Below are 19,515 nucleotides of genomic sequence, written 5' to 3' on the forward strand. Positions count from 1 at the left end.
GGCATGATGGGCGCGGAATTCGTCCAGCTCAGCCTCGCGCCGCTGCTGATCGGCGCGCTCGCGGCGACGGTCTGCGCGCTGCCGGGCAATTTCCTGCTGCTGCGCCGGCAGGCGCTGATCGGCGACGCGATGAGCCATGTCGTGCTGCCGGGCGTGGTGGCGGGGTTCCTGCTGAGCGGCGGAACCTCGACGCTCGCGATGCTGCTCGGCGCGACCGCCGCCGCTCTGGTCGCCGCCGGCGCCATCGAGCTGGTGCGCCGGCTGGGCCGGGTCGAGCCCGGCGCCGCGATGGGGGTGGTCTTCACCGCGATGTTCGCGGGCGGGGTGCTGCTGCTCGAGCAGTCGGTCGGCGGCGACGTGCATCTCGACGTCGAGCACGCGCTCTACGGCAATCTCGAAAGCCTGATCTGGCTGGACGCGACCGGCTGGACCTCGCTGCTCGATCCGCGGGCGCTGGCGGGCGCGCCGCCCGCGCTCCCCCGGCTGGCCGTCGCCGTCGCGATCCTCGCGATCCTCACGCGGCTGTTCTGGAAGGAGCTGGCGCTTTCGACTTTCGATCCGGGCTTCGCGGCCTCGGTCGGGGCGCGGCCCGGCCTCGTCGGCGCTGGACTGGCGGCGGCGACGGCGCTGGCGGCGGTGACGGCGTTCGAGGCGGTCGGCTCGATCATCGTGATCGCGATGTTCGTCTGCCCGCCCGCCGCCGCGCGGCTGATGACCGACCGGCTGGACCGGCAGGTCGCGTGGTCGCTCGGCTTCGCGCTCGCGGCGGCGATCCTCGGCTATGTGCTGGCGGGGTATGGGCCGGTCTGGCTGGGCTTCGCGGCCTCGGTCAGCGCGGCGGGGACGATGGCGACCGTCTCGGGGCTGATCCTGCTCGCCGCCTGCCTGTGGGGGCCGAAACGGCGCCGCGCGGGCGTCACCGCGGTCTGAGCCCCAGCTTCACGTCGAGCAGCGGCGTGCCGTCGACGCAGTCGAGCCCGCGCACCAGCAGCGCGTCGCCTTCGCGCCCCAGAAGCGGCACCTGCGAGACGGCGATGGGATTGGGCCGCACCGGCGAGCGCAGCGCGAAGGTCCCCACCAGCTCGTCGCGGCCGCGCGGGCGCTGAAGCACCAGATCGCGCCGCGATTCGTGCATCCAGTAGAGCAGCACGACCTCCTCGCATTCCTCGACGCCGGTCAGCGCGAGCCGCCAGCGCGGGTCGATCTCGACGCGGCAGACGGGGCCCGTCGCGACGTCGCCCTGACGCGGACAGTCGGCGCGGTCGGCGAACGGCGTGCGCAGCCGTCCGATGAACCAGAGCTGCGCGTCGAAGCCCTCGGGCGGGGCGACGGTCTGTTCGCCGGGGCGGAGGTCGGCGTCGATCATGGGCGGTCTCCTCATCCGGCGCGCGATCATGGCGCGGCCCGCCGCCTGCGTCGGCGCGACCCATCGGCGCGGCGCCTCTTGACCCCGCCGCCGCCGCCGCGATGCTGGCGCGCGGGCATCGAGGGGAGACGCGCCATGAAACTGCTGCGCTGGGGCGAGACGGGCCGCGAGAAGCCGGGGGCGCTCGACGCCGAGGGCGCGATCCGCGACCTCTCCGCCGTCACGGCCGATCTGGCGGGCGACGCCGTCTCCTGCGAGGCGCTCGACGCGCTGCGCGGGCTCGACCTGTCCGCCCTGCCGCGCGTCGAGGGCGCGCCGCGGATCGGCCCCTGCCTCGGCTGGGTTCCCAATTTCCACGCCATCGGGCTGAACTACGGCCGCCACGCCGAGGAAGTCGGCGCCAAGCGCCCGCCCGAGCCGATCCTGTTCTCCAAGGCGACGACCTGCCTCGCCGGTCCGAACGACGATCTGATCCTGCCGCCCGACAGCGAGAAATCCGACTGGGAGGTCGAGCTGGGCGTGGTGATCGGGCGCTGGTGCGACCATGTCGCCGAGGCCGACGCGCTGGCCCATGTCGCGGGCTATTGCGTGGTGAACGACGTCTCCGAGCGCGCATGGCAGATCGAGCGCAAGGGGCAATGGGTCAAGGGCAAGTCGGCCCCGGGCTTCGGCCCGGTCGGCCCTTGGCTCGTCACCGCCGACGAGATCGCCGACCCGCAGGCGCTGGCGCTGGAGCTGCGGCTGAACGGCGAGACGATGCAGAGCTCGACCACCGCCGACATGATCTTTTCGGTGGCGGAGATCGTCTCCTATATGTCGCGCTTCATGGCGCTGCGTCCGGGCGATCTGATCGCGACCGGCACGCCCGAAGGGGTGGGCATGGCCCGCACGCCGACGCGTTTCCTGCGCGCGGGCGACGAAATGGCGCTGTCGGTCGCGGGCCTCGGCGAACAGCGCCAGCGCGTGCGCGGCGCGTCGGAATGAGCCGGGAGGGCGGGCGATGAACGGCTGGGCGCAGATGGGCGCGGCGGAGCTGGGGCGGGCCATCGCCGCGCGCAAGGCCGATCCGCGCGCCGTGCTCGAGGCCTGCCTCGACGCCGCCGCCAACCACCCCGACGCCGAGCGCGTCTTCGCGCGCCTCACCCCCGCCCGCGCCCGCGCGCAGGCCGCCGCGAGCGCCGAGCGCGCCGAGGCGGGGCTGCTGCGCGGACCGCTCGACGGCGTTCCCATCGCGCTGAAGGACCTGTTCGACACGGCGGGGATCGAAACCGAGGCCGGCTCGCGTCTGCTCGCCCATCGCACGCCGGACCGCGACGCGGCCTGCCTGCGCCGCCTCGACGCGGCGGGGATGGTATTTCACGGCAAGACGCAGATGAGCGAGCTGGCCTTCTCCGGCCTCGGGCTCAATCCGATGACCGCCACCTCGCCGAACCCGTTCGATCCGGACTGGGCGCCCGGCGGCTCGTCCTCCGGCTCGGCCTCGGCGGTGGCGCTGGGGCTGGCGCCCTGCGCGCTCGGCAGCGACACCGGCGGCTCGGTGCGCATCCCCGCCGCATGGCAGGGGCTGGTCGGGCTCAAGACCACCGCCGGGCTGATCCCCAATGACGGCGTCGTGCCGCTGGCCCCGAGCCTCGACACGATCGGCCCGCTGACCCGCACGGTCGAGGACGCGGCCCTGATCCTCTCCGCCCTGACCGGCGCGCCGCCGCCCGATCTGGAGGGCGCGCGGATCGAGGGCTGCGCCTTCTTCATCCCCGAGACGACCGTGTTCGACAGGGCCGACCCCGAGCCGGTCGCCGCCTTCGAGGCCGCCGTGGAGCGGCTGGCGCAGGCCGGCGCGCGGATCGAGCGGGGGCCGGCGCCGGAACTCGCCGAGATCCTGCGCGTCGCCGCAGAGCGCGGCGCGATCGTCAACACGGAAGGCTATGCGATCTGGGGCGCGCGGATCGAGGCGAACCCCGAACTCATCTGGGACCGCATCGCCGACCGCTTCCGCTCGGGCCGCGCCTTCACCGCCGATCAGTCCGACGGCGCCCGGATGGCGTTCCGCCGCCTCGCCCGCGCCTTCCTCGCCCGCATCGCCGCGCATGACGCGGCGCTCTGGCCGACGGCGCCGATCCTGCCGCCCTCGGTCGCCCGCCTGATGGCCGACGCCGAGTTCTACGCCGCGCGCAACCTGATGGCGCTGCGCAACACGCGGCTCGGCAATCTGATGGGGTGCTGCGGCCTCAGCCTGCCCGCCGGCGCGCCCGGATGCGGCCTGCTGCTGACCGGGCGGCCCTTCGACGAGGCGCGCCTTCTCCGCCTCGGCGCGGCGATGGAGCGGGCGCTGTCCTGACCGGCCGCGCCCCTCACAGCAACAGAAGCGCCCCGAGGCCGAGAAAGGCGAAGAAGCCCACCACGTCGGTCACCGTGGTGACGAAGGTGCCCGAGGCGAGCGCGGGGTCGGCGCCGACCCGGTCGAGCGCCATCGGGATCAGGATGCCGGCGAGCCCAGCCGCAAGCATGTTGACGACCATTGCGAGGCCCAGAACCACGCCGAGCATCGGGTCGCCATACCAGGCGAGCCCGACCCCGCCGATCACCAGCGCGAAGATCAGCCCGTTGAGCCCCCCCGCCAGCGCCTCGCGCCCGACCACGCGCAGCGCGTTGGTCGCGGTCAGGTCGCGGGTGGCCAGCGCGCGAACCGTGACGGTGAGGGTCTGCGTGCCGGCGTTGCCGCCCATCGAGGCGACGATGGGCATCAGCACCGCCAAAGCCACGACCTGCGCGATCACCTCGTCGAAGATCGCGATGACCAGCGAGGCGAGGATCGCCGTCAGCAGATTGACCGCCAGCCAAGGCGCGCGCCGGCGCACCGTCTCCCAGACCCGGTCGTTGATCTCCTCGTCGCCGACGCCGCCGAGGCGCAGAAGGTCCTCCTCCGCCTCGTCGTCGAGGACGCTCATCGCGTCGTCGATGGTGATGACGCCGGCGAGCCGCCCCGCCTCGTCCACAACCGGGATCGAGACGAGGTGGTATTTCTCGAACAGGCGCGCGACGTCCTCCTGCGGGTCGGCGACGCCGACGGTGCGGAAATCCTCCTCCATGATCCCGCCGAGCGTGACCGGTCGGCGCGCGCCGAGCATCCGCGCGAGCGACACGCGCCCGACCGGCTTCATCGCCGGATCGACCACGACCACGTCGTAGAAGGTTTCGGGCAGGTCCTCGCGGGCGCGCATCGTGTCGATCATCTGGCCCACGGTCCAGAAAGGCGGCGCGGTGACCACTTCGCGCTGCATCAGGCGGCCCGCGGAGTAGTCGGGATAGGACAGCGCCTGCTCGACCACGATCCGGTCCGAGGCGTCGAGCCCTTCGAGGACGCGCTTCTGGTCCTCCTCGTCGAGGTCCTCGACGAGATAAACGATGTCGTCGCTGTCGAGTTCGCGCACCGCCGCAGCGAGGCGCGCTGGGTCGAGCCGCGCCAGCACCGCGTCGCGCGCGCCCTCCTCCAGCTCGGCGAGCACTTCGGAGAGCGTCTCGGGGTCGAGCGCCTCGACGAGGGCGTGGCGGCGCGGGCTGTCGAGCTGCTCGATCAGGTCGGCGATGTCGGCTTCGTGCAGCGGCGCGAGCAGGCGCGCGAGTTCGGCCGCGTCGCCCGCCCCGTCATCGGCGTCGAGCGCGGCGACGACGTCGCGCGCGGCCTGCTCCAGCATCTCCTCGTCGTCGAGGGCGCGAAGCTCGGCGCGATCTTCTGCGGGCTCGGTCGCCTGGGTCATGGCGCGGGCTCCTGCTGCGGGGGAACGGGAAACGCGCGACCTAGGTAGCGCGTGGGAGGCGTCGGCGCAAAGGCGCGCGCGCTCAGCGCGCCGGCCAGCGCGCCGCGAGGGCCTGAAGCTGGGCGAGCCCGCCCGCATCGAGGGGGCCGTCGGCGTCGTCCGACGGACGGAAGCGCAGCCGGAAGGCGGCGGCGACGGCGCGCGCCTCGGCGTCCCATCCCTCGCCAGGGCCGAGCGGATAGCCGAAGCGGCGCGCGGCGGCGCGGAAGGGCGCGGGATCGGCGGGCGCGGGGTCGCGGACCGGCTCGGCCCAGATCGCGAGCCCCGCGCGCGCGAGCCGGCGCCAGTCGAAGCGCCGCGACGGATCGGCCTTGCGGCCCGGCGCCATGCAGGCGTGCCCGATCACCCGCTCCGGCGGGATCGGCCAACGCGCCAGAATGGGGCGCAGCAACGCCTCCAGCGCCGCCATCTGCGGCTCGGGAAAGGGCGCGTCGCCGGGATTGGCGAGCTCCACGCCGATAGAGCGCGAGTTCACGTCGGCGCAATCGCCCCAGGCCCCGGCCCCCGCATGCCAGGCCCGGCGCGTCTCGTCGACGAGCCGCCACGACCGCCCGTCCTCGGCGATCAGCCAATGCGCCGAGACCTCCGCCGCCGGGTCGCGCAGCCGCGCCAGCGCCGCCTCGGCGCTGTCCATCGCGGTGTGGTGCAGCACAACCAGATCGGGCGCAGCGCCGCCCCGCCGCGGCCCGTGGTTCGGCGAGGGCGCTTCGATCACGGGCGTTTCGGCGGGCGCGCCTTGCCGGGGGCGCGAGGTCGCACGGGCTTCGGCTTCGTCGGGACGGGCTTCGCCGCGCCCCCCGCCTTGGCCGAGACGCGCGCGAGGCCGAGCTGATCGGCGAGCACGCGCGGCTTCACCTCCTCCACGGCGCCCTCGGGCAGATCGCCGAGCTGGAACGGCCCGTAGGAGACGCGGATCAGCCGGTTGACCTGAAGCCCCACCAGCTCGAGCGCGCGCCGCACTTCGCGGTTGCGGCCCTCGCGCAGGCCGACCGTCATCCAGGAATTCGCGCCCTGCACCCGCTCGAACGTCACGATCATCGGCTGGAATCGCTCGCCGTCGATGACGACGCCGGCGCGCAGCCGGTCGAGCGCGGCCTCCGAGGGGGCGCCATGCGCGCGCACGCGATATTTGCGCAGCCAGCCGGTCGAGGGCAGCTCAAGCCGGCGCTTGAGCTCGCCGTCATTGGTCAGCAGCAGCAGCCCTTCGGAGGTCAGGTCGAGCCGCCCGACGCTCATCACGCGCGGCAGCTCGGGAGGCAGCCTGTCGAAGACGGTGGGCCTGCCCTTCTCGTCGCGCGCCGAGGTCACGAGGCCCGCGGGCTTGTGGTAGCGCCAAAGGCGCGCGGGCTCGGGCGCGGCGACCGGCTTTCCGTCCACCTCGATGCGGTCCGCCGGGCCGACGGTGACGGCGGGGCTGTCGAGGCGGCGGCCGTTCAGACGCACCCGCCCCTCGGCGATCATCTTCTCGGCGTCGCGGCGCGAGGCGACGCCGGCGCGGGCGAGGCGCTTGGCGATGCGCTCGGGCGCGTCCGGTGCCTTGGGATCGTCATCGGTCATCGCGCATCGCTAGCGCATGCGGAGCGCCCCGCAAAGGCCGCGCTCAGCTGCGGATGCGCGCGCGGTCGCGGTCGCGGCGGCTCGACATCGGCTGGAAGGCGACCGCCACATGCGCTGCGCAGTAGGGTTTGCCTGGAACCGCCGGCAGACCGCAGAAATGGAAATCGGCGTCGGTCGGGTCGCCGATCGGCCATTTGCAGACCCGCTCGGTCAGGTCGAGCAGCGAGACGCGCCGGGCCGATTTCTCGATTTCCGCGAGATTGGCCAGCACTTCGAGGCGGTCTTCCGACATCGGCTGCGGCTCGCGGCGCTGGGTCGGCGACAGCGCCCGCGCCGGGGCCGGCGCGGGCTCGGGCCGCGGCTGGACCTGCGCCTCCGCCGCCTCGGGGGCGGGCGCGACAGTCGCCTCGGGCGCGGGCTCGGCGGCGTCGACGGACGGCGCCGCGGCCTCGATCGCGTCCGGCGCGGCGAGGGCGTCGTGCTCGCCATGGCCGTCGCCGCCGGGGCGGGCGGAGCCGGTCGCGCGGTTGGACAGGCCGAGCCGGTGGACCTTGCCGATCACCGCATTGCGCGTGACGCCGCCGAGCTCCTTGGCGATCTGGGCGGCGGACAGCCCTTCGTTCCACATCTCCTGCAGGCGGGCGACCCGTTCGTCGGTCCAGGACATCCTGCGGCTCCTCGAATGCGCATCCCCTCGGGCGCGGGGGCGGTTGGGGATTGCGCCGCTGCTTCTGGGCGCGGCGCGCCCGACATGTTAGGCGTCGGGCGTTTCTATACAAGCAGAGGGCGGGCATGGAAATGACCGATCCGCGAGGGCCGGCCGCCGCCGGGAAGCGGGCGAGCGACAGCGCCGACTGGGCGCCGCCGGGCCAGCGGCGCTTCGGGCGGGTCAACTGGCTCGGCCTCTGGACGCTGACCGCGCGCGAGATCTGGCGCTTCGCCAAGGTCTGGGGGCAGACGCTGCTCGCTCCGGTGGTGACGGCTGGGCTGTTCATGGCGGTTTTCCACTTCGCGCTCGCCGACCGGCGCGGCGATGTGATGGGCGTCCCCTTCATCGCGTTCCTCGCGCCGGGCGTGCTGATGATGACGGTGCTGCAGAACGCCTTCGCCAACACATCCTCGTCGCTGCTGATCTCGAAAGTGCAGGGCAACATCGTCGACACGCTGATGCCGCCGCTCTCGCCGGTGGAGTTGCTGACGGGCTATCTGGCGGGGGGCGTCGCGCGCGGGGTGGTGGTTTCGCTGGCGGTGGGCGTTCCGACATTCCTCGCGCTCGGGATCGCGCCGGCGCATCCGCTCTGGGCGCTGGTCTTCATCGCGCTGGCGGCGAAGATGATGGCGCTGGCGGGCATCGTGACGGGCGTCCTCTGCACGAAATTCGACCAGATGGCGGCGATCACCAATTTCGCGGTCACGCCGCTGGCCTTCCTGTCGGGCACCTTCTATTCGGTCGCCGACCTGCCAGACTGGCTGTGGGCGGTGAGCCACGCCAACCCGGTGTTCCATGTGATCGACGGCTTCCGCTTCGGCGTGCTCGGCGTGTCGGACGGCTCGCCCTGGCTCGCGTTGGCGGTGGCGGGGGCGGCGACGGCGGCGCTGTGGTGGGCGGCGCTGCGGCTGATCGCGTCGGGGCGGGGGTTGAAGTCCTGAGGCCGAATTGACGCAAGGGCCGCGCGGCGCTAACAGCGAAACACGCCCCGCCGCGCGCCGCCCGGCGGGGTTTCGCTTTGAGCGCGGCGCGCATACGGCCCATCCCGAGAGGGGACCCCAGAGGAGGCCCGCGATGATCGATCCCGTCCTTCCCACATACGCCCGCGCGCCCATCGAGGTCGCCCGCGGCGAGGGCTGCTGGCTGATCGACGCGCAGGGCCGACGCTTCCTCGATTTCGGCGCCGGGATCGCCGTCAACGCCTTCGGCCACGCCCATCCCGAGCTGGTCGCCGCGCTGACCGAGCAGGCCGGCAGGCTGTGGCACACCTCGAACCTCTACCGGGTTCCGGGGCAGGAGCGGCTGGCGGCGCGGCTGGTGGAGGAGACCTTCGCCGACACGGTGTTCTTCACCAATTCCGGCGCCGAGGCGATGGAATGCGCGATCAAGATGGCGCGCAAGTTCCACAGCCATCACGGAAACCCCGAGCGGTTCCGGATCGTGGCTTTCGAGGGGGCGTTTCACGGGCGCACGCTCGCGACCATCGCGCTCGCGGGGCAGGAGAAGCTCGTGAAGGGCTTCGGGCCGATGCCCGACGGCTTCCAGCAAGTCCCCTTCGGCGATCACGAGGCGCTCCGGGCCGCGATCGGGCCGGAGACGGCGGCGGTCGCGATCGAGCCGGTGCAGGGCGAAGGCGGCGTCCGCGCTGTGCCGCCGCAGTGCCTCAAGGGGTTGCGGGAGCTGTGCGGCGAACATGGGATCCTGCTGATCTTCGACGAGGTGCAGTCGGGCTACGGACGCACCGGCAAGCTTTTCGCGCATGAATGGGCCGGCGTGACGCCCGACATCATGGCCGCAGCCAAGGGCATCGGCGGAGGCTTCCCGCTGGGGGCGTGCCTGGCGACCGAGCGCGCGGCGGCGGGGATGACGGCGGGCACGCACGGCTCGACCTATGGCGGCAATCCGCTGGCGATGGCGGTGGGCGAAAAGGTGCTGGAGCTGATGTGCGCGCCGGGCTTCCTGCCGCGCGTCTCCGAGGCGTCGGGGCGGCTGCGCCAGCGGCTGGAGGGGCTGGTCGCGGCCTTTCCCGACCTGCTGGAGGAGGTGCGCGGCGAAGGGCTGCTGATGGGGCTGAAATGTCGCGCCTCCAACGCCGAGCTGGTGGCGAGGGCGCGCGACGCCGAGCTGCTGGTGGTGCCGGCGGGCGACAATGTGGTGCGCATCCTGCCGCCGCTGATCGCGACCGACGCCGAGCTCGACGAGGGCGTGCGCCGGCTGGAGGCCGCCTGCGGCGCGCTGCGCGCCGCGCAGGCGGCGTGACAGGCGGGCGCATGCGGCACTTCCTCGACATCTCGGCGACAGAGGCGGCTGATCTGCGGGCGATGATCGACGGCGCGCGGGCGATGAAGGCCGCGCGCGCGGGCATGCCGAAAGGCGCGCCCGACGCCGACCGCCCCCTCGCGGGGCGGGCGCTGGCGATGATCTTCGAGAAGCCCTCGACCCGGACGCGCGTCAGCTTCGACATGGCGATCCGCCAGCTCGGCGGCGAGAGCGTGGTGCTGAACGGCGCCGAGATGCAGCTCGGGCGCGGCGAAAGCCTCGCCGACACCGCCCGCGTCCTGTCGCGCTACGTGGACGCGATCATGATCCGCACCACCGCGCATGCGAAGCTCCTGGAGCTCGCCGAACATGCGAGCGTTCCGGTCGTCAACGCGCTGACCGACGACAGCCACCCCTGCCAGATCATGGCCGACGTGATGACGGTGGAGGAGCTGCGCGGGCCGATCGCGGGCAAGAAGCTGGTCTGGCTCGGCGACGGCAACAACGTGGCGCAGACTTTCCTCGAGGCGGCGGCGCGCTTCGGCTTCGCCCTGACGCTGGCCACGCCCGAGGCGCTCGACGTCGAGCCCCGCTATCTCGACTGGGCGCGCGGGCAGGGCGCGCGCGTCGCGGTCGAGCGCGACCCGGTCGCGGCGGTCGAGGGGGCCGACGCCGTGATCACCGACACATGGCTGTCGATGCACGACACCGGCGAGGCGCGCGAGCGTCGCCACAACCTGCTGCGCCCCTATCAGGTGGACGCCGCCCTGATGGCGCGGGCGAAGCCGGACGCGCTGTTTTTGCACTGCCTGCCGGCGCATCGCGGCGAGGAGGCGACGGCGGAGGTGTTGGACGGCCCGAACTCGGCGATCTTCGACGAGGCGGAGAACCGCCTGCATGCGCAGAAGGGCATCCTGCGCTGGTGTCTGGGCGCGCTGTGAGGCGCCGTCGGCCTTCGCTGAACTGAGCGACATGCCGCGCCCTCAGTCCTCCACCGCTCCGGTCTTTCTCGACCCCGACACGCCCCCCACCATCGCGACGCTCGTGCTGATCACGGCGCTGGCGGCGCTCAACATGAACATCTTCCTGCCCTCGCTGCCGGGGCTCGCCGCCGATTTCGGGGCGGAGTACGCGCTCGCGCAGCTGGCCGTGTCGGGCTATCTGGCGACCACGGCGGTGCTGCAGCTCCTGATCGGACCGCTGTCGGACCGCTATGGGCGCCGGCCCGTTCAGCTCGGCGCGCTCCTGATCTTCCTCGTGGCCACGGTCGGCTGCCTGACCGCGCCGACGATCGAGCTGTTCCTGCTGTGGCGGATGCTGCAAGCCGCGGTTGCCGCGGGCTTCGCGCTTTCGCGCACCATCGCGCGCGACATGCGCGGGGCCGGCGAGGCGGCGAGCCTGATCGGTTACGTCACGATGGGCATGGCGGTGGCGCCAATGGTGGGGCCGATGATCGGCGGCGCGCTCGACGAGGTCTTCGGCTGGCGGGCGCCCATCGCGCTGATGCTCGTCGTGGGGCTCGGCGCGTTCTGGGTCGTCTGGCGCGATCTCGGCGAGACCAACGCGGCGCCCTCGGACAGTTTCGGCGCGCAGTTCCGCGACTATCCCGCGCTGCTGCGCTCGCGCCGCTTCTGGGGCTACGCGCTGACGGCGGCTTTCGCCTCGGGCGCGTTCTTCGCGTTTCTCGGCGGCGCGCCCTATGTCGCGTCGGTCGTTCTGGGGCTGTCGCCCGCTGAGACGGGGTTCTGGTTCGGCTCGATCGCGCTCGGCTACGCCAGCGGGAACTACGTTTCAGGCCGGTACGGGGCGAGGCTCGGGATCAACCGGCTGATGCTGCTCGGCACGGTGATCGCGACGGCGGCGCTTTCGGGGTCGCTGGCGCTGTTCGCGGGCGGCGCGTCGCACCCGCTGGCGCTGTTCGGGCCGATCGCCCTGATGGGCTTCGGCAACGGGCTGACCATGCCGGGCGCGACGGTCGGCACGATGTCGGTGCGTCCGCAACTTGCGGGCAGCGCCTCGGGGCTCGGCGGCGCGCTGATGATCGGCGGCGGCGCGGCGCTGGCCACGCTGGCCGGCGCGCTGCTGGGGCCTGAGACAGGGCCGTTCCCGCTGCTGTGGGTGATGGCGCTGTCGAGCGTCGCGGCCTTCGCCGCCGTGCTCTTCGTTTTCTGGGTGGACAATGTGGCGGGTCCGCTGCCCGGGATGAGCCGGCGCGGCGACTGAGGCCGCATCTTGCCGGCGAGACGCGGCCCGCCTACCCTTGCGCGCATGACCCAGATCGACGCCGAACTTGACGCGCGCGGGCTGCTTTGTCCGCTCCCCGTGCTGAAGGCGCGCAAGCGCCTTCAGGCGCTCGCGCCAGGCGCGGTGCTGCGGATGCTGTCCGACGACCCGGCGGCGGTGATCGACGTGCCGCATTTCTGCGCCGAGGCCGGGCACGCGCTGCTCGGCGAGACGTCGGGCGAGGGGGCCGGCCGGGTCTGGCTGATCCGCAAGGGCGGTTGAGGCTTCAGGGAGCGGCGCGGCTGCGGAAGGCTTCGCAAGGGTCCGCGCGCTCGGCGGGCGCCGTGAACCAGACGAAATCGTAGAGCGCCGCGCCTTCCGGCCCTGCGGCGTAGGCGCGCCAGTCCTCCGCGCCGTCGAAGGTCTCCAGCATCGCGACGCTGAGCACGCGCAGATCGGGCCGCGCGGCGGCGAGCGCCGCGGGCGCGCCCCGATCCTTGCGCGCGTGGCCCGCGCCGGCGATCAGCGCGACGGGGCGCTCTCCACCGAGCGCGCGGGCGCGCAGGGCCGCGTCGGCGAAGGCCGCGTCGCGCAACCGCTGCGCCTCGACCATCTGGCGCCCGACGCTCTCGGGGATCGCGTCGCAATGGGCGGCGACCTGCTCGGCGGCGGCTGCGGCGAGGACGGACTCCGGCAGGGGGCTCTGAAGCCCGTAGCGCCCGCCGGACGCGCCGATCGACCGCCGCGCCGCAACGTCCGCGCCCTCGCGCATCGCGGCCCCCGCCGCCTCGCGGTCGATGGCGCCGCCGGTGACCTCGGCGTCGGGCGCCGCGGCGAAGATCGGCGCGTACATCGCGAAATCCGGCCAGCCCCGGCGCTCCCAGTCGAGCGCGGCGGCGAGGGCCGCGGCGTCGGCCCCTTCGGCGCGCAACCGCGCCACCGCGTCTTCGCGGTCGCGCGGGATCATTTCGAAGGCGAGGCCGCCGGGGGCGAGGCGCGCCGTCAGCCAGGCCTGCGCGGCGTGATGGTCGGCGTTGTCATGGGTCTCGCCGAGCACGACGACGTCCGCCCCGGCCAACGCCTCGGCCAGCGCCTCCGGCCCCGCCACCGCCGCGCCATCCGCCGTTGCGACGATCCGTCCGGCGAGCGGGTGGGGATGGGCTGCAGTGGCCGGCATCGCTGGCCCGTCCTGCGCGGCGACCGCCGCGGCGAGGGCGAGCAGCGGGGCGAGCGCTGCGAAAGCGAGACGGATCATGGCGGAGACCTCCCTGATGCGGCGGGCGCCCGACCGTAGCGACGCGGCGCGCGCCTTGCTATATGAGCCTGAATTGCGGGTTGTCCCGACGGGCGCAGGGCGATGGGCGGAAAATTCCTCAGAGGCGCGGCCTATGCGGCGCTGTCGGCGATGATCGCTCTGGCCTCATGCCAGGGCGTGGTCGATTACGACGACCGTCGGGCGGCGACCATAGCGGAGCAGCCGCGATGAGCGCGGGCCGCCGCTGGGGCGGCGCCCATTCGCCCGGAGACGGCCGCGGCGAGGAGGGCCCCGCCGCCCGCGCGGCCCGGGCCGCGCGCGTCGCCGGCGCTCCGCCTCCCTCTCCCCAACTGCCGCGCCCGAAGCCCGCTTCGCGCAAGCCCGCGCCGTCGCAATGGTCAGGGCGCGCCGTGCGCTCGCGCTCGCTGCGCGCGACGCTGCTGTTTCTCTGGCCGACCTTCCTGCTGTTCGGCGCCTTCGCCGCGATGCTCGAGGGCGACGCGCTGGGGCTGGTGTGGATGGGCGGCGCCTGGGTCGCGCTGATCCTCGCCGCCGGCCTGACGCGCACCGGGATCGAGGCGGCGGCGGCCTATGAGGCGCGCGCCGTCGCCAAGCCGCCGGCCTTCCCGCGCAAGCTGTTCGGCGCCGCCTTCACCGCGCTCGGCGTCGGCGTCGCGACCTGGTTCGGCGGGCTCGACATGGTGCGGACCGTCGTGTTCGCGGCGGTCGCGGGCGGTCTGCATGTGGCGGCGTTCGGGATCGATCCGATGAAGGCCAAGGGCGTCGACGGGCTCGAAGGCGCCGCGCTCGACGAGGCGATCACCAAGATCGAGACGGCCCGCGCGCTGCTCGGCGAGATGACAGGCGCGATCGCGCGCACCGCCGACCGCGCGCTTCAAGACCGCGTCGCCGCGCTCGCCGCCAGCGCGCAGGAGGTGCTCGCGCGCATCGAGCGCGATCCGCGCGATCTGCGCCGGGCGCGGCGGTTCCTCTCGGTCTATCTCGTCGGCGCGCGCGACGCCGCGGTGAAATTCGCCCGCGCGTGGGAGGAGAGCCCGGACCCCCTGATGCGCGCCGACTATGTCGCGCTGCTCGACGATCTGGAGGGCCATTTCGCCCGCCACCGCGAAGAGCTGCTGCTCGACGACCGCACCGCGCTCGACGTCGAGATCGAAGTGCTGCGCGACCGGCTGAAGATGGAAGGCGTCTGAGCGCCCGCGCCGGACCCGAGCCCCGACAGGAGGATTTCCCATGACCGACGGACTTCGCGACAAGGCGCAGGCGGCGCTCGCCGAGGCCGACGCCGTGACGATGGCGCTGCTGCCCGAGCCGAAAGGCGAGCTGATCGTCATCGATCAGGCCGCGCCCGAGGACCGCGCCGCCATCGAGGCGCGCATGGCCGAGCTCGACATGGCCAACACCCAGTCGATCATCACCTTCGGCTCGAAGGCGCAGGCGGGGCTCACAGCCATCTCCAACGAGATGCTGGAGGGCGTGCGCAACAAGGACACGGGTCCCGCCGGAGACGCGCTGGGGCGCATGGTCGCCTCGATCCGCGGCTTCGACGTGGCCGAACTCGACCCCAACCGCAAGCAGAGCTGGTGGGAGCGGCTGATGGGGCGGGTGACGCCGGTGGCCGAGTTCATCGCGCAGTACGAGGGCGTGCGCGGAACCATCGACCGCATCACAGACGAGTTGCTGACGCATGAGACGGTGCTGCTCAAGGACGTGAAGTTCCTCGACAAGCTCTACGAGAAGACGCTGCAATTCTACGACGAGATCGCGCTCTACATCGCCGCCGGCGAAGCCAAGCTCGCCGAACTCGACGCGACCACCATCCCCGCCAAGGAACGCCAGGTCGAGAACGCCTCCGAAGGCGAGGCGATCCTGCGCGCGCAGGAGCTGCGCGACCTGCGCGCCGCGCGCGACGACCTCGAGCGCCGGGTGCACGACATGAAGCTGACCCGCCAGGTCACCATGCAGTCGTTGCCCTCGATCCGGCTGGTGCAGGAGAACGACAAGAGCCTGATCGGCAAGATCAAGTCCACGCTCGTCAACACCGTGCCGCTGTGGGAGACGCAGCTGGCGCAGGCCGTCACCATCGCCCGCTCGCGCGACGCCGCCGGCGCGGTGAAAGGCGCGACCGACCTGACCAACGAGCTTCTGCGCAAGAACGCCGAAAACCTCCAGAGCGCCAACCGCGAAGTGCGCGAGCAGATGGAGCGCGGCGTGTTCGACATCGAGGCGGTCAAGGAGGCCAACGACCGGCTGATCGCGACGATCAACGAAAGCCTCCAGATCGCCGACGAGGGCAAGGCCCGGCGCGCCGCCGCCGAAGCGGAGCTCCGGAAGATGGAAGCCGAGCTGAAGGCGACGCTGGCCTCCGCCAAGGCGCGCGCCGACGGGGTCGGCGAGAACCTCGGGGGGGCGGTCAACTGAGAGGCCGCGCCCCGCTCTGCGCGGCGGCGCTCGCCCTTGCGGGCTGCGCCGCCGCGGCCCCCGACCGCGCCACCCGCGCCTATGCCGAGCTGACCCAGTACGCGCAGGCGATGGGGGGCATGCGCACCGATTACGCGCCCGCGGACGCGCCCTTCAGCAATGCCGACCTCGCCCGCAATTTCGAGCGGATCGTGTTCTTCTCGGAGTTCACGCTGGTGGACGGCGCGCTGGTCGCGCGCGAGCGCGAGACGCCGCTGGTGAAATGGCGCGGACCGATCCGGTACGCGCTGGCCGGCGACGCGGTGACCGCGCGCGACGTCGCGACATACGCCGCCCTCGCCGAGCGTCTGTCGCGGGTGACCGGGCTCGACATCGCCGCCGCGGCGCCCGGCGAGCAGGACAATCTGCTGATCCTGATCCTGTCGCGCCCGGCCCGGCGCAGCGCGGCCGAGTTTCTGGAGATGCTCGACGGCGAGGCGAGCGAAGGGCTGATCTACCGTCTGAAGGGCGACGACTGGGAGATCCCCTGCGCCGCGACCGTCGGCGTGAACCCGACCGATCCGGTGATCCTGCAGGGCGTGATCCTCATCAAGGCCGAGACCACCGGCCTGCTGCGCGAGAGCTGCGCGCATGAGGAATTCGCGCAGGCGCTCGGCCCGGGCAACGACTTCTTCGGCGCGCGGCCCTCGATCTTCAACGACGACGGCGAATTCGCGCTGCTGACCGAGCATGACGAGTATCTGCTGCGCGTGCTCTATGATGATCGCCTGCGCAGCGGGATGCGGCGTCATGAGGCGATGCCCATCGTGCGCGAGGTGATCTCGGAGCTTCGCCCCGAAGGCGGGCCGGTCTGACGCGCGCCGCCCGAACGCGCGGCGGTCGTCGCGGCCTGCGGCGGCGCTGGCGCTCGCAGCGGGGCGCGGCTACTCTGCCCGCAGCGGCGCGCGATCGCCGCAGGACATGCGAACAAAGGGGTGGAGGCATGACCGGACTGAGGATTTTCCGCGCCGGGGGCAAGGCGGCGCTCGCCGCTTGCCTTGCGGGCGCGCTGTGGACGGCGCTCGCCGCGCCCGTTCTCGCCGCGACCGAGGAGCAGCTGCGCGCGGCCTTCGCGGCGGCGGACGTCAACGCCGACGGCGTGGTGGACGTCGACGAATACGTCGCCTATTTCGCGGATGCGTTCCGCCGGCGCGACGCGGACGGCGACGGGTTCCTCGTTCCCGCCGATTTCCCGAACCCGGACATGGCGCGCTTCGGCGAGGCCGACCGCGACGGCGACGGACGCATCTCGCTCGGCGAGGCGGTGGCGGAGCGGATGCTGGTGTTCTTCGATCTCGCCTCCGACGACGGCGTGATCCGGCTCGACGAACTGCTCGCCTATGAAGCGGCGCGCTGAGGAGGATGCGATGACCATGACCACACGGCTAACGCGCGGCGCAGGCCTCGCGCTCGCGGCCCTTCTTGCGCTCTCGGCCTGCGAGGGCGTTCCCATCGACCAGCGCACCCAGGGCCAGATCCTCGGCGGCGCGACCGGCGCTGTGCTCGGCTCGACGATCGGCGGCGGCACGGGGCGCGTCGTCGCCACGGGCGCCGGCGCGGTGCTCGGCACGATGGTGGGCGGCAACATCGCCGACCGGATGGACTGAGGCGGCGGCGCGCCCCCATGCGGGGCGCGCCCGTCCTTCGCGAGGCGCCGGATGCGCTACATCCTCCACATCGCCGACAAGCCGTATTCCAGCTGGTCGATGCGGGGCTGGCTGCTGCTGCACGCCTTCGGCTTCGACTTCGAGGAGCGGCTGCATCGCCTTTACGATCCCGAATTCGACGCCTTCCGCGCGCAGATGGCGCCGGCGCGCTCGGTTCCGGCGCTGGAATGGACCGACGGCGCGGAGCGGGCGATCCTGTGGGACAGCCTCGCCATCGCCGAGACGCTCGCCGAGGCGCGACCCGAGGCCGGGCTCTGGCCGGAAGGGGCGACGGCGCGGGCTGCGGCGCGGTCCCTGGCGGCCCAGATGCATTCCGGCTTCGCCGCGCTCCGTCAGGCCGCGCCGATGAACACCCGCCGCAAGGGGCCGCCGCTGGCCGCGTCCGAGGCGGTCCGCGCCGATCTCGACCGCTTGTCCGAGCTTTGGCGCTGGGCGCGGGCGGGCTGGGGCGCGGGCGGGCCGTATCTGTTCGGCGCGCGCTTCACCGCGGCCGACGCGTTCTTCGCGCCGGTGGCGTGGCGCGTGCGCGGCTACGGGCTCGAGGTGGATGCGGGGTCGGCGGCCTATCTCGACGCGCTGCTCGCCCACCCGTCCTGTCGGCGCTGGGAGGCCGACGCCGCCGCCGACCCGCGCGTGATCGCGCGCTACGAGAACTGAGCCGCCCTCCCGCGCTCGGGTCTCAGCCGGCGATCCGCCGCAGGCCCTGCGCGTCGGCGCGCTCCCAGCTTTCGCGCTTGCGGTAGAGCGTCGAGGGGCTGACGTCGAGGATGCGCGCGGCCCGCGGGATCGAGCCGCCGCAGGCGTCGATGGTCTGCTCGATGAACTCGCGCTCGACTTCGGACAGCGTCGCGCCGACGAGCGGGGCGAGCGCTTCGCGCAAGTTGGGAGCCCCTGCGGGCGCCGGGCGGGATGCGGGTCCGGGCGGGATCGCGCCTGCGCAGGCGGCGAGCTTCGCCGGCAGCATCTCGGGCGTCACCAGCGGCCCGTCGCGCAGCACGGCGACATTGCGCAGCACGTTCTGCACCTCGCGCACATTGCCCGGCCACGGATAGGCGCGGAACGCCGCGCGCACCGTGTCCGACAGCCCCGCGAAGCGCTTGCCCTCGACGCGGGCGTAATCGGCGAGCAGCTTGTCGGCCAGCCGCAGCACGTCGTCGCCGCGCTCGCGCAGCGGCGGCAGATGGATCGGCACGACATAGAGGCGGTAGAACAGGTCCGAGCGGAACCGACCGGCGTCCACTTCCGTCTGCGGGTCGCGATTGGTGGCGCAGACGATGCGCACGTCCACCTTGCGCGCCGACGCGGCGCCGACCGGCTGGATCGTCGACGTCTGCAGGAATCGCAGCAGCTTGGTCTGCAGGTCGATGTCCATCTCGCAGATTTCGTCGAGAAACAGCGTGCCGCCATCCGCGGTGGCGGCGGCGCCCGGCTTGTCGGAGATCGCGCCGGTGAACGAGCCCTTGAGATGGCCGAACACTTCCGATTCGAGCAGATCGCGCGGGATCGCCCCGCAATTGAGCGGCACGAAGGGCCGGTCGCGGCGCGGCGACAGGTCGTGGATCGCCTGCGCGGCGAGTTCCTTGCCCGTGCCGCTCTCGCCCGTGATGAACACCGTCGCGGTCGACCGCCCGACGTCGCGGATCGTCTCGTAGACGGCGCGCATCGCCGGCGACAGCCCGACGAAGCCCTGGAAGCCCTGCGCATCGGGCTCGGGCGGCGCGACGAGATGGGGGGAAGCCGGCGCCGCGTCGGCCTGCTCGACCGCGCGCAGCAGCCGCGCCTCGTCGAAAGGCTTCACGAGGAAATCGAACGCTCCGGCCCGCATCGCCTCGACGGCGCGGTTGATCGAGCCGTTCGACGTCGCCACGATCGCGCGCACGTTGGGGTCGCGCGCGCGCATCTCGCGCAGCGCGTCGATGCCGTCGCCATCGGGCAGCACCAGATCGAGCAGGACGAGCCGGTGCCCACCGGCGGCGAACCGCGCGCGCGCCTCGGCGAGGGTGAAGGCGCACTCCACCTCGCGCCCCGCGCGGCGCAGCAGCGTCGCATAGAGGTCGGACAGCGACGGGGTGTCCTCGACGAGGAGGATCGGTTTTCGCGCCTGCGCCACGGCGTCGGCGACCTCCCTTGCGGTTCGCGCGCCGCCGGCGGCGGCGCGCCCCTCCCTTGGATCGGCGGGAGGA

Annotated in this window: 22 protein-coding genes; 15 read left to right on the forward strand and 7 right to left on the reverse strand. The window is 73.1% G+C overall.

The annotated features are described in order from the left end of the window. The first annotated feature begins 3 nt into the window (after positions 1-3). Positions 4-930: a metal ABC transporter permease gene (locus V7Q31_RS01120; RefSeq protein WP_333831820.1), complete on the forward strand. Its 927-nt coding sequence runs from the start codon at positions 4-6 to the stop codon at positions 928-930. Here V7Q31_RS01120 and V7Q31_RS01125 read toward each other — a convergent pair. After that, positions 917-1,366, reverse strand: coding sequence for an SAM-dependent methyltransferase (locus V7Q31_RS01125; protein WP_333831821.1), 450 nt, complete (start codon positions 1,364-1,366; stop codon positions 917-919). The two genes, V7Q31_RS01120 and V7Q31_RS01125, sit on opposite strands and share 14 nt — an antisense overlap. 135 nt (positions 1,367-1,501) lie before the next feature. Between V7Q31_RS01125 and V7Q31_RS01130 the strand changes: the two genes are divergently transcribed. Next, entirely contained in the window at positions 1,502-2,350 is an 849-nt protein-coding gene (locus V7Q31_RS01130) for a fumarylacetoacetate hydrolase family protein (RefSeq protein WP_333831822.1), read from the forward strand. A 16-nt stretch (positions 2,351-2,366) separates the two neighbouring features. Beyond that, on the forward strand, positions 2,367-3,704 hold the full coding sequence (locus tag V7Q31_RS01135; RefSeq protein WP_333831823.1) for an amidase: 1,338 nt from the start codon (positions 2,367-2,369) through the stop codon (positions 3,702-3,704). Between the two features lie 13 nt (positions 3,705-3,717). On the opposite strand, the gene mgtE is transcribed toward V7Q31_RS01135, so the two are convergent. From mgtE to V7Q31_RS01155, 4 genes are all read right to left on the reverse strand, one after another. Further along, complete coding sequence (gene mgtE / locus V7Q31_RS01140) at positions 3,718-5,124, reverse strand: magnesium transporter (protein ID WP_333831824.1); 1,407 nt, start codon at positions 5,122-5,124, stop codon at positions 3,718-3,720. A gap of 82 nt (positions 5,125-5,206) precedes the next feature. Then, positions 5,207-5,899, reverse strand: a complete 693-nt coding sequence (locus V7Q31_RS01145) for an N-acetylmuramoyl-L-alanine amidase (protein WP_333831825.1) — start codon at positions 5,897-5,899, stop codon at positions 5,207-5,209. Further along, complete coding sequence (locus V7Q31_RS01150; protein ID WP_333831826.1) at positions 5,896-6,741, reverse strand: pseudouridine synthase; 846 nt, start codon at positions 6,739-6,741, stop codon at positions 5,896-5,898. The genes V7Q31_RS01145 and V7Q31_RS01150 overlap by 4 nt, the downstream gene beginning before the upstream one ends. 43 nt (positions 6,742-6,784) lie before the next feature. Next, on the reverse strand, positions 6,785-7,408 hold the full coding sequence (locus V7Q31_RS01155; protein WP_333831827.1) for a GcrA family cell cycle regulator: 624 nt from the start codon (positions 7,406-7,408) through the stop codon (positions 6,785-6,787). A gap of 131 nt (positions 7,409-7,539) precedes the next feature. On the opposite strand from V7Q31_RS01155, the gene V7Q31_RS01160 reads away from it, so the two are divergent. From V7Q31_RS01160 to V7Q31_RS01180, 5 genes are all read left to right on the forward strand, one after another. After that, on the forward strand, positions 7,540-8,391 hold the full coding sequence (locus V7Q31_RS01160) for an ABC transporter permease (protein ID WP_333831828.1): 852 nt from the start codon (positions 7,540-7,542) through the stop codon (positions 8,389-8,391). A 133-nt stretch (positions 8,392-8,524) separates the two neighbouring features. Next, positions 8,525-9,709, forward strand: a complete 1,185-nt coding sequence (locus V7Q31_RS01165) for an aspartate aminotransferase family protein (RefSeq protein ID WP_333831829.1) — start codon at positions 8,525-8,527, stop codon at positions 9,707-9,709. An 11-nt stretch (positions 9,710-9,720) separates the two neighbouring features. After that, positions 9,721-10,650 (forward strand): ornithine carbamoyltransferase, encoded by a 930-nt coding sequence (gene argF / locus V7Q31_RS01170; RefSeq protein ID WP_333831830.1) that lies wholly within the window; start codon positions 9,721-9,723, stop codon positions 10,648-10,650. Positions 10,651-10,681: 31 nt separating this feature from the next. After that, positions 10,682-11,932, forward strand: coding sequence for a multidrug effflux MFS transporter (locus V7Q31_RS01175; RefSeq protein WP_333831831.1), 1,251 nt, complete (start codon positions 10,682-10,684; stop codon positions 11,930-11,932). A 45-nt stretch (positions 11,933-11,977) separates the two neighbouring features. Then, positions 11,978-12,214 (forward strand): sulfurtransferase TusA family protein, encoded by a 237-nt coding sequence (locus tag V7Q31_RS01180; protein WP_333831832.1) that lies wholly within the window; start codon positions 11,978-11,980, stop codon positions 12,212-12,214. A 4-nt stretch (positions 12,215-12,218) separates the two neighbouring features. Here the strand turns inward: V7Q31_RS01180 and V7Q31_RS01185 are convergent, their stop codons facing one another. Beyond that, positions 12,219-13,187, reverse strand: coding sequence for a ChaN family lipoprotein (locus V7Q31_RS01185; protein ID WP_333831833.1), 969 nt, complete (start codon positions 13,185-13,187; stop codon positions 12,219-12,221). A 102-nt stretch (positions 13,188-13,289) separates the two neighbouring features. On the opposite strand from V7Q31_RS01185, the gene V7Q31_RS01190 reads away from it, so the two are divergent. From V7Q31_RS01190 to V7Q31_RS01220, 7 genes are all read left to right on the forward strand, one after another. Continuing rightward, positions 13,290-13,418, forward strand: coding sequence for a hypothetical protein (locus tag V7Q31_RS01190; protein WP_333831834.1), 129 nt, complete (start codon positions 13,290-13,292; stop codon positions 13,416-13,418). Then, positions 13,415-14,398, forward strand: coding sequence for a 5-bromo-4-chloroindolyl phosphate hydrolysis family protein (locus tag V7Q31_RS01195; protein WP_333831835.1), 984 nt, complete (start codon positions 13,415-13,417; stop codon positions 14,396-14,398). Before V7Q31_RS01190 ends, V7Q31_RS01195 begins: the two co-directional genes overlap by 4 nt. 40 nt (positions 14,399-14,438) lie before the next feature. Beyond that, the gene (locus V7Q31_RS01200; protein ID WP_333831836.1) at positions 14,439-15,626 is read left to right on the forward strand and encodes a toxic anion resistance protein; all 1,188 of its coding nucleotides are present in this window, start codon (positions 14,439-14,441) and stop codon (positions 15,624-15,626) included. A 119-nt stretch (positions 15,627-15,745) separates the two neighbouring features. Continuing rightward, the gene (locus tag V7Q31_RS01205; RefSeq protein ID WP_333831837.1) at positions 15,746-16,480 is read left to right on the forward strand and encodes a DUF2927 domain-containing protein; all 735 of its coding nucleotides are present in this window, start codon (positions 15,746-15,748) and stop codon (positions 16,478-16,480) included. A 128-nt stretch (positions 16,481-16,608) separates the two neighbouring features. After that, complete coding sequence (locus tag V7Q31_RS01210; protein WP_333831838.1) at positions 16,609-17,022, forward strand: hypothetical protein; 414 nt, start codon at positions 16,609-16,611, stop codon at positions 17,020-17,022. A gap of 10 nt (positions 17,023-17,032) precedes the next feature. Continuing rightward, positions 17,033-17,272, forward strand: coding sequence for a glycine zipper 2TM domain-containing protein (locus V7Q31_RS01215; RefSeq protein ID WP_333831839.1), 240 nt, complete (start codon positions 17,033-17,035; stop codon positions 17,270-17,272). 51 nt (positions 17,273-17,323) lie between these two features. Further along, complete coding sequence (locus tag V7Q31_RS01220) at positions 17,324-17,989, forward strand: glutathione S-transferase (protein WP_333831840.1); 666 nt, start codon at positions 17,324-17,326, stop codon at positions 17,987-17,989. A 22-nt stretch (positions 17,990-18,011) separates the two neighbouring features. Here the strand turns inward: V7Q31_RS01220 and V7Q31_RS01225 are convergent, their stop codons facing one another. Then, the gene (locus V7Q31_RS01225; RefSeq protein ID WP_333831841.1) at positions 18,012-19,442 is read right to left on the reverse strand and encodes a sigma-54-dependent transcriptional regulator; all 1,431 of its coding nucleotides are present in this window, start codon (positions 19,440-19,442) and stop codon (positions 18,012-18,014) included. Positions 19,443-19,515 lie beyond the last annotated feature (73 nt).

Origin of the sequence: Rubrimonas sp. (assembly GCF_036788415.1) — a bacterium.
In the GTDB taxonomy this organism is placed as follows: Bacteria; Pseudomonadota; Alphaproteobacteria; order Rhodobacterales; family Rhodobacteraceae; genus Rubrimonas.